Genomic DNA, 19178 nt, shown 5'->3' with positions numbered 1-19178 from the left:
TCATATGGACATACAAAGCCTTAAGAATTTTGTGTTTGTGAATAACTTGGAAGAGAGGAGTATAAAGAGTTTTTGGAACTATTTTAATAATTTTCGAAAAGAGCATGAAGAAGAATTCAAAGCAACGTTTCCAGATTTTAACGAGAGTGACTTGAAACTATCTGTCGATAGCGTTGCTTTAAGGATTACAAATTGGCCCGAGGAAGGCTATAACCATGTTGTCATTACTGTGGAACTGCATTATAAAGACATGTATGCAGGTCGCTATTCAATTGTGTTTTCTCTCACTGGCGAAGTGGAAGATGATCATTTAGCACTTTTTTAATACAATAACAGTTATTTCATTAAGCCACATGCGGGTGTTACTCCATGTGGTTCTTTTTTGCCCAAAGCCTACGCCTCTCGCAACATGCTAAACCTAACCTTATGCCCAGACAAACGGCTTGCCCACAAGTTGATTCCCCCGCAGGAGTGGCTTGCAGCCTTCACAATACCGATGACAGGAATCCTGTCCGCAACGGTAGAAAAAGGCTGCAAGCCGCCCTGCGGCCACGAATCAACAGCGGGCAAGCCGTTTGTTTCCATAAGGTAAGGGTTAAAGGCATTGGTTGACACCGACAGGTAAGATCTTTAAAAACTACCGCCTCCGGCAAAGTCAATTGATTTAAAGCCCCTCCCCCCTTGTTTGTAATGCTTCGAAGAATCGACAAAACTATCCATAGATATGTTGATTGTGGAAATATAAGTGTCCCTACTCTTGAATAGTGGATTTTTGAAAATCTCTTTAAATGGGAACAACCAGAGATTTTATGATCGTCCGTTTTGGATATTTAATACTAAATGATTAAATGAGTTTTAATGGGGGCTGTATAAACCACATGCGAGTATAACAACTCCATGTGGTCTTTTTTTATATCCTCTTAGGGAACCGCCACCGGACTTCGATGGACGCACCTCGGTTGAGTACAACAAAGTAGGTGAAGTGATGCGTTATACCTACGTACGGCAGGTCGTATGACCTGAGTGAACGCCGAACTACGGAACCTATTCACGTACGCCTATGACCCGACCGGCAACGTGATCCAGGAGACGAAGCCGGGCGGCGTCACGACGAAGTATACCTATGACTTCATGAACCGCAAAACCCGCGAGGAATACAGCGACGCAACGTGGTACGCCTTCACCTACGAAGAAGCGGGCAACGTGCTATGACGTCGGCGGATTGGCAGGTTACGAAATGAGTCCTTACGCATTCTTAATGAATCTTGTGGAAGATTCCGATGAAGAACTCTATGAGTATTACGAGGTATGGGATGAAATGATCGTAAGCGCCAAAGGATTAAATTGAAAACATTAGTAATGTCGTCATTAAAGAAGCTTTAGATTACGAGATTAAGATACTGGTCGGTGTTACATGAAAAAGCTGCAAATATGTTTATTCACTATCGCCTGTTTACTCCTCAGCCCTACTGCTGTAAGCGCGGATTTACTGGATGATGACAAGGTAATCCTGCGCCATGTGATTACGAAGATCAGGTGGGATGATTTTGACAAACGGATTCTTGTCGACGAGATGGTGATACAGAAGTATGAGAATGATCCGATTCAAACGTATGAATCCGGCGTTTCGATTTCCGGGGATTCTTTTCAAGATGAAACCATGACGGATACCGAAGCTGTTGCGTTCGTAAGGAAGAATGATCCGGAGGTATTCGAATCGGATATCATCTTTGGGCATTCGGTTGAGGTGTTTAAAGACCTGTCCATGGTTCCGAACGTCTCGCAGCAAGAGATTGATAAATGGGTAAAGCTCGCCGAAGAACAAGTATTAAGAGATTACGAATCCCCGCCTGTGTTCAACGGCTCCGACGGACCGTCCATATGGAATCGGTTCGGTGCCTCCGCCATTGTATTCTCTGCGATTTTCTTTTTATTGCTGTTTTTCTGGAAAGTGATTCGGGATGTCAGCAGGTTCATCGTAAGAATGATTAGGAAATAAGTCGAAGCGGCAGGAGCGCGAATAAATGGACTACTTAAAATTGAGCAAAGAGGTTTCATACGCACTAAGGCATGCCCCTTGGGAGTATGAGTTAGAGTTGGACCCTGAAGGCTGGGTAGGCGTGGAGCAATTAATCGAGGCATTGCGATCCGATAAGCAGTGGGAGTCGTTGGATCACTCTCACCTGGTTACGATGATTCAACTTTCGGACAAGACGCGTCACGAAATCGACGGCCAGAAAATCAGGGCGCTCTATGGGCATTCTACTGCTCAAAAAATCATGAAGACGCCGGCATCACCACCCCCGCAGCTGTACCACGGGACTTCAAGAAATTTAGAGAAAATCATTATGAGTGAAGGGTTATTTCCAATGAGTAGGCAGTACGTGCATCTCTCGACGGAAATCGAAATCGCGCAAGCGGTGGGCAAACGTAAGGATACGAATCCGGTCATCCTTAAAATCAATGCGGCTGAAGCTAACCGTGCAGGGATTCACTTCTATGAGGGAAATCATCGAATCTTGTTGGCAGACCATGTTCCTCCGCAGTTTATTTCCGTGGATACCTTCTTGTAAATTCATTCTCATCCCATGCTCAAGACCGCTGCAACGTTTCGGCCGCACATGAGGCTAAAGCTCGGTGGGTTATTTCTCCTCCGCGGGGCGCAGGCGCAGCAGTTTCGGGGACAGGTCAGGAACGTTAGAAAGCAACGATAAGCCGCAGTAGAGCGCAACGCTCCCTGCGGCTTTCGGGCTGCCTCGCAGCAACTTTATCCTCCCGTAGGTGGATCGTTATGTCCGCCGTTCGCAATGGCTGCACCGCCGACAGGCGGCTCGTTATGTCCTCCATTTCTGATATCCGCAGCTGCCGCACTTTGAACAACGGCACACAGAACGACCGCCGCTGCAACCGCGACGAGGTATCTTTTTTTTCGCAAATTAGTTCACCTCCTGCTTATTCGCAATGACTCGGATACCGCCTTTCGGCCGAAGGGTGAGCAGCGCCTCCGGCACGATTTCATGGTGGTTCGGGGCGAGCCGGAAGCGGAAACGCCGGCCGATCGCGCACAGGACCATGACCATCTCCAGCATGGCGTAGTGGTTGCCGATGCAAGCCCGCGGTCCTCCGCCGAACGGGAAGTAGGCGAATTGGGGGATCGTCTTCAGCATCTCGTTCTCGAACCTCTCCGGCCGGAAAACGAGCGGATCGGGGAAATAGTCCGAACTGCGGTGAAGCGGGAACGAGCTGATGAAAAGGATTTCCTCCTTGCGGAACTGATGATCGCCGACTATCACATCATGCGCGGCGGTACGGCCGGTCAGATATCCCGCCGGCGTCAGCCGAAGCGTCTCCCAGAGCACGTTCTGCGTATAGGTGAGCTGCGGATAATCGTCCGCCGTTGCGTCTCGTTCTCCCAGAACCCGGTCCCATTCTTCGCGAAGCTTCCGTTCCGCCTCGGGATTCTGAATCAAATAATGGAACGTCCAAGAGAGCGTATTGGCCGTCGTCTCGTGGCCCGCCAGGAACATCGTCATCAGTTCGTCCCGCACTTGTTCGTCCGAGAATTCCGATTGGTCGGATTCGTCCACGGCGGACATGAGTACGGAGAGAAGGTCCCGGTGGGCGGTATCCTTTTCGGTACGACGTTGTGAAATGAGGGTGTAGACGATTTCGTCTAGCGTCTTGATGGCGTCCAAATACTCTTTGTTCCGCTTCGTCGGCACGAACAGCGGAAGCTTGAACAGCGTGCGCATCTTCTCCGTCGCGATCCGGTTGATCGAGGAGTAGGAGCGGCCGATCTTCATCAACTCCTCGCCGGACTCGAAAGTGAACACCGTGCGGGCGATAATGTCGAACGTAATGCCGAAGAGGTCCTCCGTCAATAGGCGTTCCTCGCCGTCTTTCCACAGTTCCGCATGGGCGGAAGCGATGTCGGTCATCTGTTCGGCGTAATGCTGGATGTGGGCGCGGGTGAAATGGGGTTGAAGCATCCGGCGGTGCCTCTTGTGCTTCTCCCCGTCGCTGATGACGAGTCCGTCGCCGACAAACCGGGCGATTTCCTTGAACGTGGCGCCTTTGATGAAGGATTCGCTCTTGGTGACCAACACCTCTTTGATCATCTCGGGATCGAACAGCACGGTGATCTTCTGCGGACCGAGCCGGATGGGGGCCGTTTTGCCGCCTTGGCGGTACAGCTCGGTCAAGAACGCCAGCGGATCCCGGCGGAATGCTTTCAGATCGCCCCCGAGCAGGGTGCGCTGACGCTCCGTCTTCGGTTCGGCCAGCGTTGTCGATTGTGGCATGAACATGACTCCTTCGCTCTCGATGTGAACGATGATGTCACCAGTATATTCCAATTCCTGTAATGGCCGTTAGTTACCGGAGTCATGCGATTTGTCATGAATGAAGCGGCTGCGCGATCTCGATTTCCGCTCCGTCATGCATCGTAATACCCACTTGCGGGAGAAGGATTATTTTGATGGAGGAACCGTTTGCCGTTTTGCGCGTATTATAGGAGTTGGTCTTATTCGTTTACTCCTATGCAGCCGGAAAGAGGTAGATTCTAAGCATGTCCCATGAAAATCAGGTCGGTTGGCGCAAAATCATTGCTCCGTTCGAGAAATCCTATGTATCCCGCAGCGTCTGGCAGCTCGTGAATACGCTCGTTCCTTTCTTTCTACTATGGTATTTGGCTTACCTGAGCCTATCGGTCTCCTATTGGCTGACGCTTGCGCTGACGGTTCCCGCTGCCGGGCTGCTCATCCGGATTTTTATCATTTTCCATGATTGCTGCCACAAATCTTTCTTCAGAAGCAAAGCCGCAAACGAGATCGTCGGAACGATTACCGGCATCATGACCAGCGTTCCGTTCCGCCAATGGCGGAACAGCCATTCGATTCACCACGCGACCAGCGGCAACCTGGACAAGCGGGGGACGGGGGATATTTGGACCCTGACGGCGGAAGAGTATTTGTCATCGTCATGGCTGCGGAAGACGGGATATCGGCTGTACCGCAATCCTTTCATCATGTTCGGGTTGGGACCGACATTCGTTTTCCTCTTCTTATACCGGTTCAATCGGCGGCAGGCGGGGTGGAAGGAACGGATGAACACGTATTTGACGAACTTCGGAATCGCGGCCATTGCGGGATCGTTATGCATGACCCTGGGCTGGCAGGCTTTTCTTCTCGTGCAAGGTCCGATTTTTCTGCTCTCCGGAGCGGCGGGGTTTTGGCTGTTCTACGTGCAGCATCAATTCGAGGATACGTATTACGAGCAAGAAGAGAATTGGGACTATGTCAAAGCCGCCATGCACGGCAGTTCGTTCTACAAGCTCCCTAAATTTTTGCATTGGATCACCGGCAACATCGGCTTTCATCACATCCACCATCTGAGCCCGAGGGTTCCCAACTATTTCCTGGAGGAGGCGCACCGCCACAATCCGATGCTGCAGGAAGTGCGGTCGATCACCTTGTGGTCGAGCCTACGCTCGCTTCGATTCCGGGTCTGGAACGAGGCGACCAAGAGCTTCATGGGATTCAGGGAGCTGCGTCGTTTCGCGGCCGAGCGGGTCAAGGTGTGATGCAACGCGTACGAATCGACAGCTTGGAGGTCCTGCCTGGGGCAGGACCTTTTTGCATGCATCCGCATACCTTGAAATCAGGCTCCCGCCCATGAAGGCGGCGCGATAGAGGAGGCTCATTCCCGCATGTTCGATTACCTGTCGATTTATGAGCGATTTCCGACCGATCAGGGTTTGTTGAACGATATCGCCAAGGCGATTAACGGGGAGTATAGCGCGATTGCATGTTACGAGAGATTAGCGAAGCTGGCGCCGAATGAGGAAACGAGGAAACGGATTCTCGAAATCCGCCAGGACGAAATCCGGCATTACCAGCATTTTACGCAACTGTATTTCCGTTTGAGCGGCCGCCAGCCGACACCGACAATGAACGAAGGGTGCCCCGCCGAATATAAGGCAGGACTGGATTTCGCGTATAAGGACGAACAGGAAACGGTGGATTTCTACCTGGAGACCGCGGATAAATCCGCCGACCGAACGGTTCAGGAAGCCTTCCGCCGCGCGGCGGCGGATGAGCAGAACCATGCCGTTTGGTTTTTGTATTTTCTGATGCGTTCTTGACCGTTCGGGCGACCCCTTGCAAATCCGCGACATGATCGGCAACAATAGAGCAAGGAGGTATGAGCCCAATGATCCCATCGTTGTTTATCGCGCATGGCTCCCCCATGGTCGCGATCGAGCAGAGTGAATACGCGCAGTATCTCGAGGAGCTCGGCCGCACGTTTCCGCGTCCTGCGGCCATCGTTTTGTTTTCCGCGCATTGGGAGAGCCGGATCCAGATGGTCAGCGAGATCGATAGTTATTCGATGATTTACGATTTCGGGGGTTTTCCGGACGAGCTATACCGCGTGAAGTACCCGGCCAAAGGCGACAAGGAGCTATCCCGGGAGGTTCAGCGGCTGCTGAGCGACAGCGGGATCGAGAACCGCGCGGAGCTAAGCCGCGGGCTGGACCACGGTTCTTGGACGATTCTGAACCGGATCTACCCGGACGCGGATATTCCTCTCATCGCCATGTCGGTGAACCCGGAGCTGACTCCGGAAGAGCAATACCGGATCGGAGAGTCTCTGGCGCCGCTGCGGGAGAAGGATGTGCTGATCATCGGCAGCGGAGTGACCGTGCACAATTTCGGACTGTTCGGCGTGCAGGACAAGGCCGCGGTGAAGGCACTCGCGCTCGGCTTCGAACAATGGCTGGGGGATCGCATGGCGGAGTGGGATCTGGATTCCCTGTTCCGGTACGAGGAGCTTGCTCCCTACGCCAAGGTTGCCGTCCCTCAGCAGGCGAAGGAGCACTTCGTTCCGATCTTCTACGCGATGGGCGCGGCGGATCGGGAACGGACCTCGAAACGGCTTCATCTGAGCTTGATGATGGATGCGTTCACGAACAGCGTCTATCAGTACGGATGAGGGCATGAACGAAATAGGGGTGTTGACTTGTGAAAAGTGGCTTCCCGGAGCCGCTTTTCATTTTTGCGTTTTGTCGGGGGAGGGTGAACCGGTGCTCATCGGCTAAAGCTTGATCGCCTCGATCCCTTTCAGCATAGGCAGCGTCCTCGGCCCGCTGCTCGGAGGCTGCGGCATCCGGTACGTGTCCGTGCACAGCCCGTTTCCGTTCCTGGGCTTCGCCTTACTCGCGTTCGCGTTATCCGGTTTAATTTTCGTCCGCGTAAGTAGACGGTGGAATAGGGGTTCCACCGCTACGAATTCGCGCGTTGCCTTGAGATTCCGCCGAAATAGCGACGCAACGGAGGGCCGCAAACGGATCGTCCATCCGCTGGCGGGCCGTGCTGGCGTTCGAGCATCTTACGTTTCAACTTCCGGATTCGGCGGAACTCCAAGTCGCCGTGCACCTTCCCATGGAGGATCACGACACAGCCCGCAAGATTCGGCAGCTGCTTGAGCGGCCGGAGCTCTGGGAAAGCCATTGATCCGCTGCGGCATCGTTCAATAACGGGCTTAACCGCCCATCACGGTTTCGGCAAGGATTCCATAAGATCGCAAACGAGCCTGATGATCGTAAATTTGGGCGGTCACGATGATTTCGTCCGCTTGCGTCTCTTCAAGGACGGCCGGGAGCTTCTCGAGGATCGTATTCCGGTCTCCGATGATCGCGTAGCGCAGCATCGAGTGGACCGCCGCCTTCTCCTGCTCCGTCCACAGGCCGTCCATGCTGTCGACCGGCGGTTTGAGCTGGCCGGTCTGGCCGCGGACGATATTCAGAAACTGCTGCAGAGGAGAGGTCGCCAGCCGGCGAGCCTCTTCTTCCTTTTCGGCGGCGATGACGCTCATCCCGATCATGACGTACGGCTTATCCAGCGTTTTGGACGGCTGGAAGTTGGTGCGGTACAGCTCGAGGGCGGGCAGCAAATAATCCGGCGCGAAATGGCTGGCGAACGCGAAAGGCAAGCCGAGGCGGGCGGCCAGCTGGGCGCTGAATCCGCTGGAGCCGAGCAGCCAGATCGGGATGGTCAGGCCTTCGCCTGGAATGGCGCGCACGCCCGGCGTGAACGGATCGAACGACGGATCGAAATACGCGCGCAGCTCGCCGAGCAGCTCCGGGAAGTCGTCGCCGCTGGTCCCGAGCGTACGGCGAAGCGCGCGGGCGGTCCGCATATCCGAGCCCGGGGCTCTGCCCAGCCCGAGGTCGATGCGCCCGGGGTACAGCGATTCCAGCGTGCCGAACTGCTCCGCGATCACGAGCGGGGCATGGTTCGGCAGCATGATGCCGCCGGAGCCGACGCGGATCTTCACCGTGCCGGCCGCGACATGGCCGATGACCACCGAAGTGGCCGAGCTGGCGATGCCCGGCATGTTGTGGTGCTCGGCCAGCCAATAGCGGCGGTAACCCAACCGTTCGGCGTGACGGGCCAAATCGAGCGTGTTGCGGAGCGAATCCGCGGCCGTGCCTCCGGCAACGATAGGAGCAAGATCAAGGACGGACAAAGGAATACGTGGTATTCCTGCTGCCATGGACACCAGCCTCCCGTTCGCTGAGAATGGAATGAATGGAATGAATCGAATAGTTCCCTTAGCATAGCAAACTTAGGCCTTTCCTTGCATGTGCCGGGCGTGCGCTTAGGGCGCCTGCGGATGGCGGTGCTGGTTCCCGAATGCTTCGGGCGTTATGCCGGCAACTCGGGTGAAGTATCGGACGAAGCAGGGAAAGGAAGCGAACCTCGTATCCTCCGAGATGGCGCTGGTTGACATGAAACCTTTTGGTTTCGTATAATTCAAAATGAAACCAAAAGGTTTCGCATTTTTCGATCCATCAGAATTTGAAAACTTGATGCGGAGGTTGTGATACCCGATGACGCAAACATTGCCCGATATTCGCCAAACCCAAATCCTGAAAGCCCCGATCGCCAAAGTATGGAACGCCGTGTCGACGGCGGAAGGCTTCGCGGCCTGGTTCATGCCGGGCGACGTGAAGCCCGTGGAAGGGCATGAGTTTCTGCTGGAAGCCGGCCCGTTCGGGCAATCCCCCTGCAAGGTGACGGAAGTCGATCCCCCGAACCGGCTGTCGCTTCGCTGGGGCAAGGATTGGACTTTGACTTTCGAGTTGAAGGAGCTGGACGAAAGCCGTACCGAGTTTACGCTGATTCACGGCGGATGGGATCCGGCAAAGGTCACCGAATTCGGCCAACCCCACGCCGAAGTGCGCGAGAGAATGTCCGGCGGCTGGGTCGGCATCGGCCGGAAACTCGCTCAGTACGTAGAAGGCTAAGATGGCGCAGACGGCTCCTAAGCACGACGTGTTCCAGGCGATCGCCGATCCGACCCGACGCAAGCTGCTGAAGCTGCTGGATGAAGGCGAGATGCCCGTGACCGCGCTAAGCGGGCATTTTCCGATGAGCCGGACGGCGGTCTCCAAGCATCTGCGGATTCTGGCTGAAGCCGGGCTCGTCAAGGAACGCAAGGTCGGACGCGAGACCCGGTACCGGATGGATCCCGATCCGCTGCTGGAGCTTAGGCGGTGGCTCTCCTATTTCGAGCGGTACTGGGAGAACAAGATGGCCGCGCTCAAGCGGTACGTGGAAGAAGAATCCGAAGAAACAGGCGAATCATAATAGGAGTGAGAGTATGGCAGCAAGCGCGGCAGAAGATATTCGAGGCAATATGGTCGACTTTTTCGAGACGATTATGCGCTGCGATCCCGATACGGAATTTATGCGCGGGGGCGGGATAATCCGCCACCGGCATCACATTCCGTTTCCCATGTTGAATCGCGTGCTGCAGTTCTCCGCAGACGCCGTTCGAATCGAGGAAACGGCTGTTGAATACCGCAACGCCAATGTACCTTGCTTATGGTTAACCTGGTCGGACGATCCGGAATGCGAGGTCAAAGAGGCCTTACTGGAGGAGAGAGGATTTCAGAGGATCGGCCGCATGCCGGGGATGGCGCTCGAATTGGGCGAGTGGGATCCTCTCGGAGCGGAACCGCCGTCCCCCCTTGAAATCCTGCCGGCCGTCCATCCATCCGATGTGAAGGCGTTGGCCGGAATCCTGCAACCCGCTTTCAATCTGCCGGATGCAGTGAGAGATGCTCTGGAAAGGTTCTTTCTGAACGCCGGGCTCGATACGGGTGCTCCCATTCGGCATTTCGTAGCCTGGCTGGACGGAAGGCCGGTGTCGACCGCCACGATGTTCGAAGAGGGCGGAGTGGCCGGCCTTTATTTCGTCGCGACGTCCGCAGACTACAGGGGCCGCGGCTTGGGGAAAGCGATCACCCTGCATGCGCTTAAGGAGGCGAAATCCAGGGGCGCCGAACGGGTTATTCTGCATGCCTCCCAAGCGGGTCAGGGCATTTATCGTAATATCGGATTCCAAAATAAGGTCCAAATCGGGCGCTATTTGAGTTCCATCACTTCCGGATAGATGCTGCGGTGAAAATCCAAACTCCGGTTAGCTGGAAAAGCAGAATGGTGCAAGCTGGAATACATAAGGGGCCATCGCTCAGGTGTTGGACTGACCTGAGTGACGGCCCTTGTTTTGTTGATACGTTCCGTTTGGCAATCGCTGAGGCATACGGCTGTGAGCCCGCACTTACTTGATGACCTCGGGCTCCTTATACTCCACGCCTTTGGTGTCCACGGTCATTTTCTTGATCGCCATCGGCTTCTCGGGTCTCGTTCCGGCGGGATCGTTCGGATCGATTTTCTGGTTCACGATTTCGTCCACCGTGTCCATGCCCTCGATCACGCTGCCGAATGCCGCGTAATCGCCGTCCAGGGAAGGGGCGTCGGCCACCATGATGAAGAATTGGGAGCCCGCCGAGTCGAGCGGCTGGGATTTGCGGGCCATCGAGAGTACGCCGCGGGTGTGCTTCAGGTCGTTCCGGAAACCGTTGTTGGTAAACTCGCCTTTAATCTCGTAGCCCGGTCCGCCGGTGCCGTTGCCCTGAGGATCGCCGCCTTGAATCATGAAGCCGGGCATGACACGGTGGAAAATCGTTCCGTCATAGAAGCCTTTCTTGATGAGCGAGATAAAATTGTTGACCGTGTTCGGCGCGACTTTCGGATACAGCTCGAGTTTGATCATGTGGCCGTTATCCATCTCGATCGTCACGACCGGATTGGTGTCCGAGTGGTAAGCGGATTCGCCGGACGCCGAAGGCGAGGCGGAGGGCGAAGGGGAAGCGGCAGGGGAGTCGGAAGCGGACGGCGACGCGGAAGCGGAAGACGGAGCGCCGCCGGCGTTCGTCTCGTTGCGTTTGCCGCAGCCCGCCGCCGTCACAAGCGTAAGCGCAAGAATGAACAACATGGGAAAACGAAGCTTGCGGATGATCATCATTCGTATCGACTCCTTTATTTGGGTGTCTTGTTGTCTACCGCAGTCTAGATCGTTCAATGGGCGGCACGAGCCCTTCGCGAGCGGCCCGGCCGAGCAAGGCGTCGATCGCGGCATAACCTTCTTCGCCAAGGTCGGCGGTGAATTGGTTCACGTAGAGATCGATGTGCGACTGAGCCACCGAGGGATCCATCTCCTGGGCATGCTGCAGGACATAATCCTTCGAGGCTTCCGGGTGCGCCCATGCGTACTCGACGGATTGTCTCGTCCAGGAGGCGATCCGCTCCGCGTCGAGATTCCGGCGGGCGATGATCGCGCCCAGCGGAATCGGCAGGCCGGTGTCGGCTTCCCACCAGCTTCCCATGTCGGCCAGCAGCGACAGCCCGTAGTTCGGGTAGGTGAAGCGGGCCTCGTGAATGACGAGACCGGCGTCGATCTTGCCATCGCGCACGGCCGGCATGATCTCATGGAACGGCATGACGATAACCTCTGCCAAGCCGCCCGGCACTTGCTGCGCCGCCCACAACCGGAAGAGCAGGCAGGCGGTCGACCTCTCGCTCGGGACGGCCACCCGCTTCCCGGATAACGCCGCAGGGCCCGAGATTCCCGTCCGTTCTCCCGCAGTCAGGACGAGCGGTCCGTTGCCCCTTCCCAGAGCGCCGCCGCACGGAATGAGCCGGTACTCGTCCAGCACCCACGGCAGCGCGGCGTACGAGATTTTCAGCACGTCCGGTCCGCCGGGAGCCGCGGCGAGATGGTTCGTGACGTCGATATCCGCATAGAGGACGTCCAGCTCGGGCGCGCCGGGGATGAGCCCGTGCACCCAGGCGTGGAAGACGAACGTGTCGTTGGGACACGGAGAAAAAGCGATTTTCATCCTCTCAAAGCACCTCCGGTAAAATCGCGCTCGCAGCTTCCAGAGCCTCCAGCGCTTCCTTGATCCGCCAGGCGGAACGGTCGCGGGGGCCGACGGGATTGGAGATGGCGCGCAGCTCCAGGGCCGGCACCCCCAGGTCGCTTGCGGCGACGGCCACGCCGTAGCCTTCCATGCCTTCCGCGGCGGCGCCCGGGAAGCGCCCGGCCCGGTTCAGCGCCGTGGCTGCCGTGCCCGTCACCGTGGACACCGTGAGCACCGGACCCGACCGAACCGGAAGTCCGGCCGACTTCAGCGCTTCGACCAGCCTTCCGGCCGCCGCCTCATCCACTGCAGTCCGGGCCGAGCCGAACCCCAGCTCGTCCAGCGGCAGAAACCCCTCCGGCGTCTCCGCTCCCAAGTCCGCGGCGACGATTTCGCTCGCCACGACCAGGCTTCCGATTTCGGCCGCGCCGGAGAAGCCTCCGCCGATTCCCGCGCTCACAACCAAGCCGAAACCGCCGTCTCCGCCGCCCTTCGCCGAAACCAACGCGGCCGCGGTCCGTGCCGCCGCCAGCGCCGGTCCTACGCCTGCCAAGTCGACCTCGAACCGGGCGTCTCCCCGAAGGCCTCGAAGCACCGCCTGCCGCTCAGCCTCCACGGCAGTCATGATGAGTACCCGCTTACGCGCTCGTAAGTGCTCGTTCCCCTTCTCCGTTTTCTCCACGCTCCTTAATGCGCTCCTAGTGCCGTCTGCTTCATTAATAACGTTACCGGAACATCTTATTTCCGCGAGCCAACGCAATTCCATCCGACCGGGTTCGATGGCATCATGCCGGTAACGATCGGCTAGATGCTTGTCCCTCGCCATCCATCCGACATCCATCCCTCTAACCAAATTAACGCGAACTTCAGGCGCTGTCAAAGGGACGGGGGTGCCCGTGACTTTTGCCCCGCGCAGCGGTATCTTAGAACTTGCAGGGGATTCGAACGGTTCTTCCCGCTTTTTCACTCCATCGCAGATTGCGTCAAAGGAGGCTGTCTGGTGCGCATTTTTCATCCCTATATCCGGAAATACGGCAAGTGGTTTAGCGTCGCTATCTTCTTCCTGATGGTCGAATCGGCCTCCGATCTGCTGCTGCCGACGATCATGGCCCGCATGGTCGACGACGGTGTCACCGAGCGGAATCTTCACGAGGTGCTCCGCCTGGGAGGCTGGATGCTGCTGGTGACCGCGATCGGGGCGCTGGGCGCGACGATCCGCAACCTGATCGCCAGCCGGGTGTCGCAGCGGTTCGGCACGGACGTGCGGTCCGACCTGTTCCGGCGCATCCAGTCGTTCACGTTCGGGAGCATCGACAAGTTCGAACGGCCGTCGCTCATGACCCGCATTACCAACGACGTGACGCAAGTCCAGAACTTCGTGAACGGACTCATGCGCATTTTCGTCAAAGCGCCGCTCATTTGCATCGGAAGCCTGATCATGGCGGTGCACCTGAATCCCCGGTTGGCCGTCGTGCTGCTCGTCGTGGTCCCGATCGTGGGGCTGCTCATCTTTTTCAACATGAAAACGGGGTTCCCCCTGTTCGCGAAGGTGCAGGCGGCGCTGGACCGAATGAACGGAGCCACCAGGGAGTATTTGTCGGGGGTGCGCGTCGTCAAGGCGTTTCACCGGTTCGAACACGAGTCGGAGAAGTTCGCGCGCGCGAATGACGAATACCGGCTTCGGGCCACGGCGGCGGCGCGGGTGATGGCGACGTTCAGTCCCGGCGTGATGCTGACGGTCAACTTCGGCATCGCGGCTATCCTCTGGCTCGGGGGCCAGCGGGTGAACGCCGGGCAGATGCAGGTCGGGGACATTCTCGCGTTCATTCATTACATGACGCAGATCTTGTTCTCGCTGCTCATGATTTCGTTCGTGTTCAACATGTTCGTCCGAGCGAAAGCTTCGGCGGAGCGGATCGGAGAGGTGTTCGCGGAAAACGGCCGGATGGAGCAGGCGCCGCCGTCCGGCAACCGCGCCGGGAACGCTGCCAAAATCGAGTTCGACCGGGTCACCTTCTCCTATGAGGGGGCGTCCGGGGATCCGGTGCTGCGCGACGTTTCTTTCGCCTGCATGCCGGGGGAAACGATCGGGATTATCGGTTCCACGGGGGCGGGCAAAACGACGCTGGTCAGCCTCATCCCCCGGTTCTACGATGCGACGTCCGGCACGGTCCTCATCGACGGCGTGGACGTCAGGACGCTCGACCCCAGCCTCCTGAGGCGGAAAATCGCCGTCGTGCCCCAGAAATCCGTCCTGTTCACCGGGACGATCGAGAACAATATCCGGTGGGGCAAAGAAGACGCCTCCATGGAAGAGATTGCGGAAGCCGCCCGAATGGCCCAGGCGGAGCCGTTCGTCCTGTCCTTCCCCGAAGGGTACGCGGCGCGGCTCGGACAAGGAGGAGTCAACCTCTCCGGAGGCCAGAAGCAGCGGCTCTCGATCGCCCGGGCGCTCGTCCGCAAGCCGGACATCTTGATCCTGGACGACAGCACGAGCGCGGTGGACACGGCGACGGAAACCCGGATCAAGGAGGCGCTCAAGGCGTACGCGCAAGGGATCACCTGCCTGGTGATCGCCCAGCGCATCACCTCCGTCATCGACGCCGACCGGATCGTCGTGCTGGACGACGGGCGAATCTCGGGGATCGGCTCGCACGAACGACTGCTCGAGAGCTGCCGCGCATATCAGGAAATTTTCCGATCGCAGATCGGGAAGGAGGCGAAGGCGGATGTCCCAAGCGCCCAATAATCCGTCCGCTGCAAGCGCAAGACCCGCCGCCGGACCGGGCATCGGCGGTTTCGGCGGGGGTCATCCCGGACGCGGAGGTCCCGTTGCCAAGCCCAAGGATTGGAAAACGACGCTGCGGCGTCTGTGGTCTTATTTCGGCAAGGAAAAGGCGCTGCTGGCGTTCATCTTCGCCATGGTGCTCGCCGACTCCGCGATTACGCTGGCCGGGCCCTACTTGATCGGCGTCGCCATCGATTCCATGTCGCCCGAAGGCGGCTACGTCGATTTCACCCGATTGGAAATCGCCCTGATCGCGCTTGTGTCTGCGTATGCGACCGACGGGGCGCTCACGTTCGCGCAAGGCTGGCTGATGGCGGGCGTGTCGCAGCGGATGGTCATGAGCCTGCGGCGCGCGCTGTTCGCCAAAATCCAGAAGCTTCCGCTCCGCTTCTTCGACACGCGTTCCCACGGGGAATTGATGAGCCGGCTTTCCAACGACATCGACAACGTCAGCACGACGGTGGCGCAAGCCGTCGTGCAGGCGATGACCGGCTCGATCTCCATCCTGGGCGCGCTCGCCATGATGCTCTATTTGAGCCCGCTTCTGACGCTGGCGAGCCTGATTACGGTTCCTGCGGTGTTTCTGCTCACGAAGACGATCGCGCGCAAGACCGGGCCTCTCTTCAAGGAGCAGCAGGTCCGCCTTGGGGTGTTAAACGGCCACGTGGAGGAGACGATTTCCGGCATCCACATCGTCAAGGCGTTTAACCGGGAACAGGAGGTCATCCGCGAGTTCGACGCCATCAACGAGGAATTGTGCCGGGTAGGCATCCAGGCGCAAATCCGCTCCGGCTTCCTCATGCCCATCATGAACGTGATCGGCAACCTCGGGTTCGCCGCCATCGCGATCACCGGGGCTTGGCTGGCCGTGGAAAGCCTCATCACCGTCGGCGTGATCGCCAGCTTCCTGAGCTACTCGCGTCAGTTCGTGCGGCCCCTCAATGATTTGGCTAACACCTTCAACCTGCTCCAATCCGGCATCGCGGGGGCGGAGCGGGTGTTCGAGGTGCTGGACGAGGAAGAGGAGCCTGCGGACCGGCCGGAAGCGGTGCCGCTCGACCGTCCGGACGGACACGTCCGCTTCGAGCGGGTCGACTTCGGCTACCGTCCGGACGTTCCGATCCTGCGCGACATCAGCTTCGAGGCGCCGGCCGGCAGCAGCACGGCGCTCGTCGGTCCGACCGGCGCGGGCAAGACGACGATCGTGAACCTGCTGACGCGTTTCTACGACGTGACCGGGGGCTCTATCCGAATCGACGGCAGGGATATCCGCGACTATACGCTGGACAGCCTTAGGCGCTGCTTCGGGATCGTGCTGCAGGACACGTATTTGTTTTCGGGCACGATCAAGGAAAATATCGGCTACGGCAAGCCGGACGCGACGGACGGGGAAATTCGGGAGGCCGCCTCGATGGCGGGCGCGGAGGCGTTCATCCGCAGGCTGCCGAACGGCTACGACACGGTGCTCTCGGAGAACGGGGGCAATCTCAGCCAAGGCCAGCGCCAGCTGCTGGCCATCGCGCGGGTATTTCTGGCCAAGCCTTCGATTCTGATCCTGGACGAAGCGACGAGCAGCATCGACACCCGGACGGAGCTGCAGATCCAGGAAGCCCTGCTGCAGGCGATGAAAGGGCGGACGTCCTTCATTATCGCCCACAGGCTGAACACGATCCGCGAGGCGGACCGCATCATGGTCATCGATCAGGGGCAAATCGTCGAGCAAGGCAGCCACGATGAGCTGATGGCCCGCCAAGGCGTATACTACGGCATGTTCATGAACCAGTTCGGCCATCTCGAATCGGCCGCCGGGCACTAATCGAGGTCTCCTTTTTTGGGCAGAGTAAGACGGTGTTCGGATGGAAACCGGCACCGCTCTTACAGTCCTAGCAAAGGAGACAGGCCGCATGCCCTTAGGCAATACTTCCGGCAACGGGCGGCTCGACGGCCAGACCCGGCTTTTGCTGCTGGTGAACGGACTATTCGTAACGGCGACCATGATATCCGGGACGTTCCTGGGTATCTACATATGGAAAGCGACGCATAACTTCGTGCTTCTCGGCTGGTTTACGCTGCTCACCCACGTTTTCATGGCGATCACCTTCTGGGTGGGGGGCTGTTGGGCCAAACGGGGGCGGAGCGGCACGTGCTTGCGGATCGGAATCGCGGTGTCGGCGTGTTTTTACGGGATCGTGCTGCTGCTGGGCAAGGGGGCCGCCCATTATGTCTGGCTTCTCGGCATGGTGCAGGGGATTGCGGTCGGCATGTTCTGGCTCGGTTTCAACGTGGTCTATTTCGAAGCGACGGATGCCCGCAACCGCGATAAATTCAACGGACTTACCGGGGTGACCGGTTCCCTCGTCGGCATGGCGGCTCCTTGGGCCTCCGGCTATTTGATCTCCCATATGTCGGGGGAGCGCGGGTACCGAATCATGTTCATGGTATCGCTCGGCGTTTTCGTGGCGGGGGTATTGGTCAGTTTCCTGCTGCATAACCGAAAGATGGAGGGCCGGTACGAATGGGGGTTGCCCGTGCGAATCTGGCGGATTCCGGACAGTCCGTGGCGTCCGGTCATCGGGGCGCTGATCGCCCAAGGCTTCCGCGAGACCGTCTTCGGCGTCATGATCGGGCTGCTCGTCTACATTCACACCGGCAGCGAAATGAAGCTCGGAAACTATTCGTCGATCACGCAGATCGTCGCGTTCGTCACCTTCTACGCCGTCGGCCGATGGCTGAAGCCGCGCTGGCGGAGAATCGGCATGCTGGTCGGCACGGTGGCGATGACCCTCGTGATCCTGCCTTTCTTCTTCGGCGTGAACTTCACGACGCTGCTCGTCTTCGGCATCGGCACTTCGCTGTTCATCCCGTTCTTCACGATCCCGATGACGTCCTCGGTGTTCGATCTGATCGGCACGAACGAACAGAGCGTCCGGCAGCGGGCGGAGTACGTGGTGCTGCGGGAGCTCTCGCTCAACGCGGGGAGAATCGTCGGGATGACGGTATTCATCGTCACGTTGAGCATCAGCAAGGCGCCCATGGTCATCAATTGGATGATGCTGCTGATCGGCAGCGCCCCGATGCTGAGCTGGCTGTTCATGCGGGGTCGGCTCGCTCCCCGTTTGAAGCAGGGATAACCTTGGCATGGCAAAGCGCCTCCGCGGCCGTCCGCGAAGGCGCTTTTTTGCGTGATTCAGAAAGTATAACATCCGTTTTCTGAATCACCTCCGATAAAACGTCTATCCGTCCGAAAAGGACGGCGTAGCCGTTTTAATTGGCTGTGGCTGCGAGGGTGTGTCCGCCCTATGCGGCGGCGTTCACCCTTGCATGGCGCCGATGATCAGTCCGCTGACGAGGAACGAAACGATATGATAGCCGACCGTGATCAGGTACAGCGTCGGCGAGCGGCCTTCGAACAGGTAGTTCATGCCGATTTTGAGGGACACGGCGAGGCCGAGCAGCAGTCCCAAGCCCAAGCCGCAGCCGATCGTCGCTTCCCCGCCCAGGGTAACGAGCAGCGCCAGGATGAAGGAACCGCCCAGCGCGGTCAGTGCCGTCAGCACGTAAGTCAGCGCGCCTCCGCCGGACATGTCCTCCATTTTCTTGCCCATCTGCTTGACCCAGGCTTTGCCGAACAGCACGGGAGAGTACCATAGAAACCCGAGAACCATCGTCGCCAGCGCAGCCAGTATCACGGCCCAATAATCGATTTTCGCAAAATCCACCATTTTAGAAAAAGTCCCCTTCTGAGTTCGATTGTCGTGCTGCATGATGCCTTCTTCTCTAAGTATCGTCATTTCCCGCCGGCTGTAAAGGGAATTCCCTCCTGTCGCACGAAAAGCCATGACCCCGGTCTCCCGGATGCCATGGCTGTCACTCGGCGGCGATGTCTATTCATTTCATCGTGCCTTTGCGTTTGTTCGGCAGCACTTTGCCCGGATCCCCCTCGCCATGTCTTCGGTTGTGTTCCTGCTTTTTCTCGTTGTCCTTGAGCTTCTTGACGAATTCCTCGGTGCTCTCCACGCCGTCAGCCTCCTTTCGGACCTTCTCTGTGTACGATTCCCACCCGGCGCGAATCCGATAACTTGAAAACACGGCGGAACTAACGGGACGTTTGCGTTGTCTAAT

The 19178-nt window shown here is 57.8% G+C and carries 20 protein-coding genes; 13 read left to right on the top strand and 7 right to left on the bottom strand.

Features of this window, described 5'->3' with window-relative positions; genetic code table 11:
- Window positions 1–4: 4 nt before the first annotated feature.
- The 4 genes from GE107_RS08250 to GE107_RS08235 all read left to right on the top strand — a co-directional run bounded on the left by GE107_RS08250 (window position 5) and on the right by GE107_RS08235 (window position 2573).
- Window positions 5–325: a hypothetical protein gene (locus GE107_RS08250; protein ID WP_219639212.1), complete on the top strand. Its 321-nt coding sequence runs from the start codon at window positions 5–7 to the stop codon at window positions 323–325.
- A gap of 698 nt (window positions 326–1023) precedes the next feature.
- On the top strand, window positions 1024–1212 hold the full coding sequence (locus tag GE107_RS08245; protein ID WP_219639211.1) for an RHS repeat domain-containing protein: 189 nt from the start codon (window positions 1024–1026) through the stop codon (window positions 1210–1212).
- A gap of 202 nt (window positions 1213–1414) precedes the next feature.
- Window positions 1415–1999 carry a hypothetical protein gene (locus GE107_RS08240; RefSeq protein WP_219639210.1) on the top strand — a complete coding sequence of 195 codons (585 nt, stop codon included), beginning with the start codon at window positions 1415–1417 and terminating at the stop codon, window positions 1997–1999.
- Between the two features lie 25 nt (window positions 2000–2024).
- Complete coding sequence (locus tag GE107_RS08235; RefSeq protein WP_219639209.1) at window positions 2025–2573, top strand: RNA 2'-phosphotransferase; 549 nt, start codon at window positions 2025–2027, stop codon at window positions 2571–2573.
- 363 nt (window positions 2574–2936) lie between these two features.
- Here the strand turns inward: GE107_RS08235 and GE107_RS08230 are convergent, their stop codons facing one another.
- Window positions 2937–4301, bottom strand: coding sequence for a cytochrome P450 (locus GE107_RS08230; RefSeq protein WP_219639208.1), 1365 nt, complete (start codon window positions 4299–4301; stop codon window positions 2937–2939).
- A gap of 266 nt (window positions 4302–4567) precedes the next feature.
- On the opposite strand from GE107_RS08230, the gene desA reads away from it, so the two are divergent.
- The 3 genes from desA (at window position 4568) to GE107_RS08215 (ending at window position 6990) form a co-directional block, all read left to right on the top strand.
- Window positions 4568–5581, top strand: coding sequence for a Delta(5) desaturase DesA (gene desA, locus GE107_RS08225; protein ID WP_219639207.1), 1014 nt, complete (start codon window positions 4568–4570; stop codon window positions 5579–5581).
- A 126-nt stretch (window positions 5582–5707) separates the two neighbouring features.
- Window positions 5708–6142, top strand: coding sequence for a ferritin family protein (locus GE107_RS08220; protein ID WP_219639206.1), 435 nt, complete (start codon window positions 5708–5710; stop codon window positions 6140–6142).
- A 68-nt stretch (window positions 6143–6210) separates the two neighbouring features.
- Complete coding sequence (locus GE107_RS08215) at window positions 6211–6990, top strand: DODA-type extradiol aromatic ring-opening family dioxygenase (protein ID WP_219639205.1); 780 nt, start codon at window positions 6211–6213, stop codon at window positions 6988–6990.
- A gap of 549 nt (window positions 6991–7539) precedes the next feature.
- Here GE107_RS08215 and GE107_RS08210 read toward each other — a convergent pair.
- Window positions 7540–8553 carry an LLM class flavin-dependent oxidoreductase gene (locus GE107_RS08210; protein ID WP_219639204.1) on the bottom strand — a complete coding sequence of 338 codons (1014 nt, stop codon included), beginning with the start codon at window positions 8551–8553 and terminating at the stop codon, window positions 7540–7542.
- Between the two features lie 337 nt (window positions 8554–8890).
- Here GE107_RS08210 and GE107_RS08205 point away from each other — a divergent pair, with 337 nt between their 5' ends.
- From GE107_RS08205 to GE107_RS08195, 3 genes are read left to right on the top strand one after another with little or no spacing between them, the layout of a single operon-like run.
- Window positions 8891–9307 carry an SRPBCC family protein gene (locus GE107_RS08205; protein WP_219639203.1) on the top strand — a complete coding sequence of 139 codons (417 nt, stop codon included), beginning with the start codon at window positions 8891–8893 and terminating at the stop codon, window positions 9305–9307.
- A gap of 1 nt (window position 9308) precedes the next feature.
- Entirely contained in the window at window positions 9309–9650 is a 342-nt protein-coding gene (locus GE107_RS08200; RefSeq protein ID WP_219639202.1) for an ArsR/SmtB family transcription factor, read from the top strand.
- Window positions 9651–9663: 13 nt separating this feature from the next.
- Entirely contained in the window at window positions 9664–10458 is a 795-nt protein-coding gene (locus GE107_RS08195; protein ID WP_219639201.1) for a GNAT family N-acetyltransferase, read from the top strand.
- A gap of 168 nt (window positions 10459–10626) precedes the next feature.
- On the opposite strand, the gene GE107_RS08190 is transcribed toward GE107_RS08195, so the two are convergent.
- From GE107_RS08190 to GE107_RS08180, 3 genes are read right to left on the bottom strand one after another with little or no spacing between them, the layout of a single operon-like run.
- Complete coding sequence (locus tag GE107_RS08190) at window positions 10627–11370, bottom strand: peptidylprolyl isomerase (protein WP_219639375.1); 744 nt, start codon at window positions 11368–11370, stop codon at window positions 10627–10629.
- 37 nt (window positions 11371–11407) lie between these two features.
- The gene (locus GE107_RS08185) at window positions 11408–12247 is read right to left on the bottom strand and encodes a 1,4-dihydroxy-6-naphtoate synthase (RefSeq protein ID WP_219639200.1); all 840 of its coding nucleotides are present in this window, start codon (window positions 12245–12247) and stop codon (window positions 11408–11410) included.
- 4 nt (window positions 12248–12251) lie between these two features.
- The gene (locus GE107_RS08180; protein ID WP_370636310.1) at window positions 12252–12950 is read right to left on the bottom strand and encodes a futalosine hydrolase; all 699 of its coding nucleotides are present in this window, start codon (window positions 12948–12950) and stop codon (window positions 12252–12254) included.
- Between the two features lie 318 nt (window positions 12951–13268).
- Between GE107_RS08180 and GE107_RS08175 the strand changes: the two genes are divergently transcribed.
- From GE107_RS08175 to GE107_RS08165, 3 genes are all read left to right on the top strand, one after another.
- The gene (locus tag GE107_RS08175) at window positions 13269–15017 is read left to right on the top strand and encodes an ABC transporter ATP-binding protein (RefSeq protein WP_219639199.1); all 1749 of its coding nucleotides are present in this window, start codon (window positions 13269–13271) and stop codon (window positions 15015–15017) included.
- Window positions 14998–16872, top strand: coding sequence for an ABC transporter ATP-binding protein (locus GE107_RS08170; RefSeq protein ID WP_219639198.1), 1875 nt, complete (start codon window positions 14998–15000; stop codon window positions 16870–16872). Before GE107_RS08175 ends, GE107_RS08170 begins: the two co-directional genes overlap by 20 nt.
- An 88-nt stretch (window positions 16873–16960) precedes the next feature.
- Window positions 16961–18187: an MFS transporter gene (locus GE107_RS08165; RefSeq protein WP_219639197.1), complete on the top strand. Its 1227-nt coding sequence runs from the start codon at window positions 16961–16963 to the stop codon at window positions 18185–18187.
- 180 nt (window positions 18188–18367) lie between these two features.
- On the opposite strand, the gene GE107_RS08160 is transcribed toward GE107_RS08165, so the two are convergent.
- Entirely contained in the window at window positions 18368–18778 is a 411-nt protein-coding gene (locus GE107_RS08160) for a DUF1761 domain-containing protein (RefSeq protein WP_219639196.1), read from the bottom strand.
- 166 nt (window positions 18779–18944) lie between these two features.
- Entirely contained in the window at window positions 18945–19073 is a 129-nt protein-coding gene (locus tag GE107_RS27075) for a DUF4023 family protein (RefSeq protein WP_219639195.1), read from the bottom strand.
- Window positions 19074–19178: the final 105 nt, after the last annotated feature.

Source organism: Cohnella sp. CFH 77786 (genome assembly GCF_019400745.1).
GTDB lineage: Bacteria > Bacillota > Bacilli > Paenibacillales > Paenibacillaceae > Cohnella.
The sequence above is the reverse complement of the archived record's forward strand: the minus strand, read 5'-3'. Positions and strand labels throughout refer to the sequence as shown.

Excerpts from the sequence above, each read along its gene's own strand:
- GE107_RS08190 (WP_219639375.1), bottom strand. The coding sequence starts at position 11,370 with ATGATCATCCGCAAGCTTCGTTTTCCCATGTTGTTCATTCTTGCGCTT.
- GE107_RS08205 (WP_219639203.1), top strand. The coding sequence starts at position 8,891 with ATGACGCAAACATTGCCCGATATTCGCCAAACCCAAATCCTGAAAGCC.
- GE107_RS08240 (WP_219639210.1), top strand. The coding sequence starts at position 1,415 with ATGAAAAAGCTGCAAATATGTTTATTCACTATCGCCTGTTTACTCCTC.
- GE107_RS08160 (WP_219639196.1), bottom strand. The coding sequence starts at position 18,778 with ATGGTGGATTTTGCGAAAATCGATTATTGGGCCGTGATACTGGCTGCG.
- GE107_RS08235 (WP_219639209.1), top strand. The coding sequence starts at position 2,025 with ATGGACTACTTAAAATTGAGCAAAGAGGTTTCATACGCACTAAGGCAT.
- GE107_RS08165 (WP_219639197.1), top strand. The coding sequence starts at position 16,961 with ATGCCCTTAGGCAATACTTCCGGCAACGGGCGGCTCGACGGCCAGACC.
- GE107_RS08185 (WP_219639200.1), bottom strand. The coding sequence starts at position 12,247 with ATGAAAATCGCTTTTTCTCCGTGTCCCAACGACACGTTCGTCTTCCAC.
- GE107_RS08210 (WP_219639204.1), bottom strand. The coding sequence starts at position 8,553 with ATGGCAGCAGGAATACCACGTATTCCTTTGTCCGTCCTTGATCTTGCT.
- GE107_RS08230 (WP_219639208.1), bottom strand. The coding sequence starts at position 4,301 with ATGCCACAATCGACAACGCTGGCCGAACCGAAGACGGAGCGTCAGCGC.
- GE107_RS08215 (WP_219639205.1), top strand. The coding sequence starts at position 6,211 with ATGATCCCATCGTTGTTTATCGCGCATGGCTCCCCCATGGTCGCGATC.
- GE107_RS08220 (WP_219639206.1), top strand. The coding sequence starts at position 5,708 with ATGTTCGATTACCTGTCGATTTATGAGCGATTTCCGACCGATCAGGGT.
- GE107_RS08250 (WP_219639212.1), top strand. The coding sequence starts at position 5 with ATGGACATACAAAGCCTTAAGAATTTTGTGTTTGTGAATAACTTGGAA.
- GE107_RS08195 (WP_219639201.1), top strand. The coding sequence starts at position 9,664 with ATGGCAGCAAGCGCGGCAGAAGATATTCGAGGCAATATGGTCGACTTT.
- GE107_RS08200 (WP_219639202.1), top strand. The coding sequence starts at position 9,309 with ATGGCGCAGACGGCTCCTAAGCACGACGTGTTCCAGGCGATCGCCGAT.
- desA (WP_219639207.1), top strand. The coding sequence starts at position 4,568 with ATGTCCCATGAAAATCAGGTCGGTTGGCGCAAAATCATTGCTCCGTTC.
- GE107_RS08170 (WP_219639198.1), top strand. The coding sequence starts at position 14,998 with ATGTCCCAAGCGCCCAATAATCCGTCCGCTGCAAGCGCAAGACCCGCC.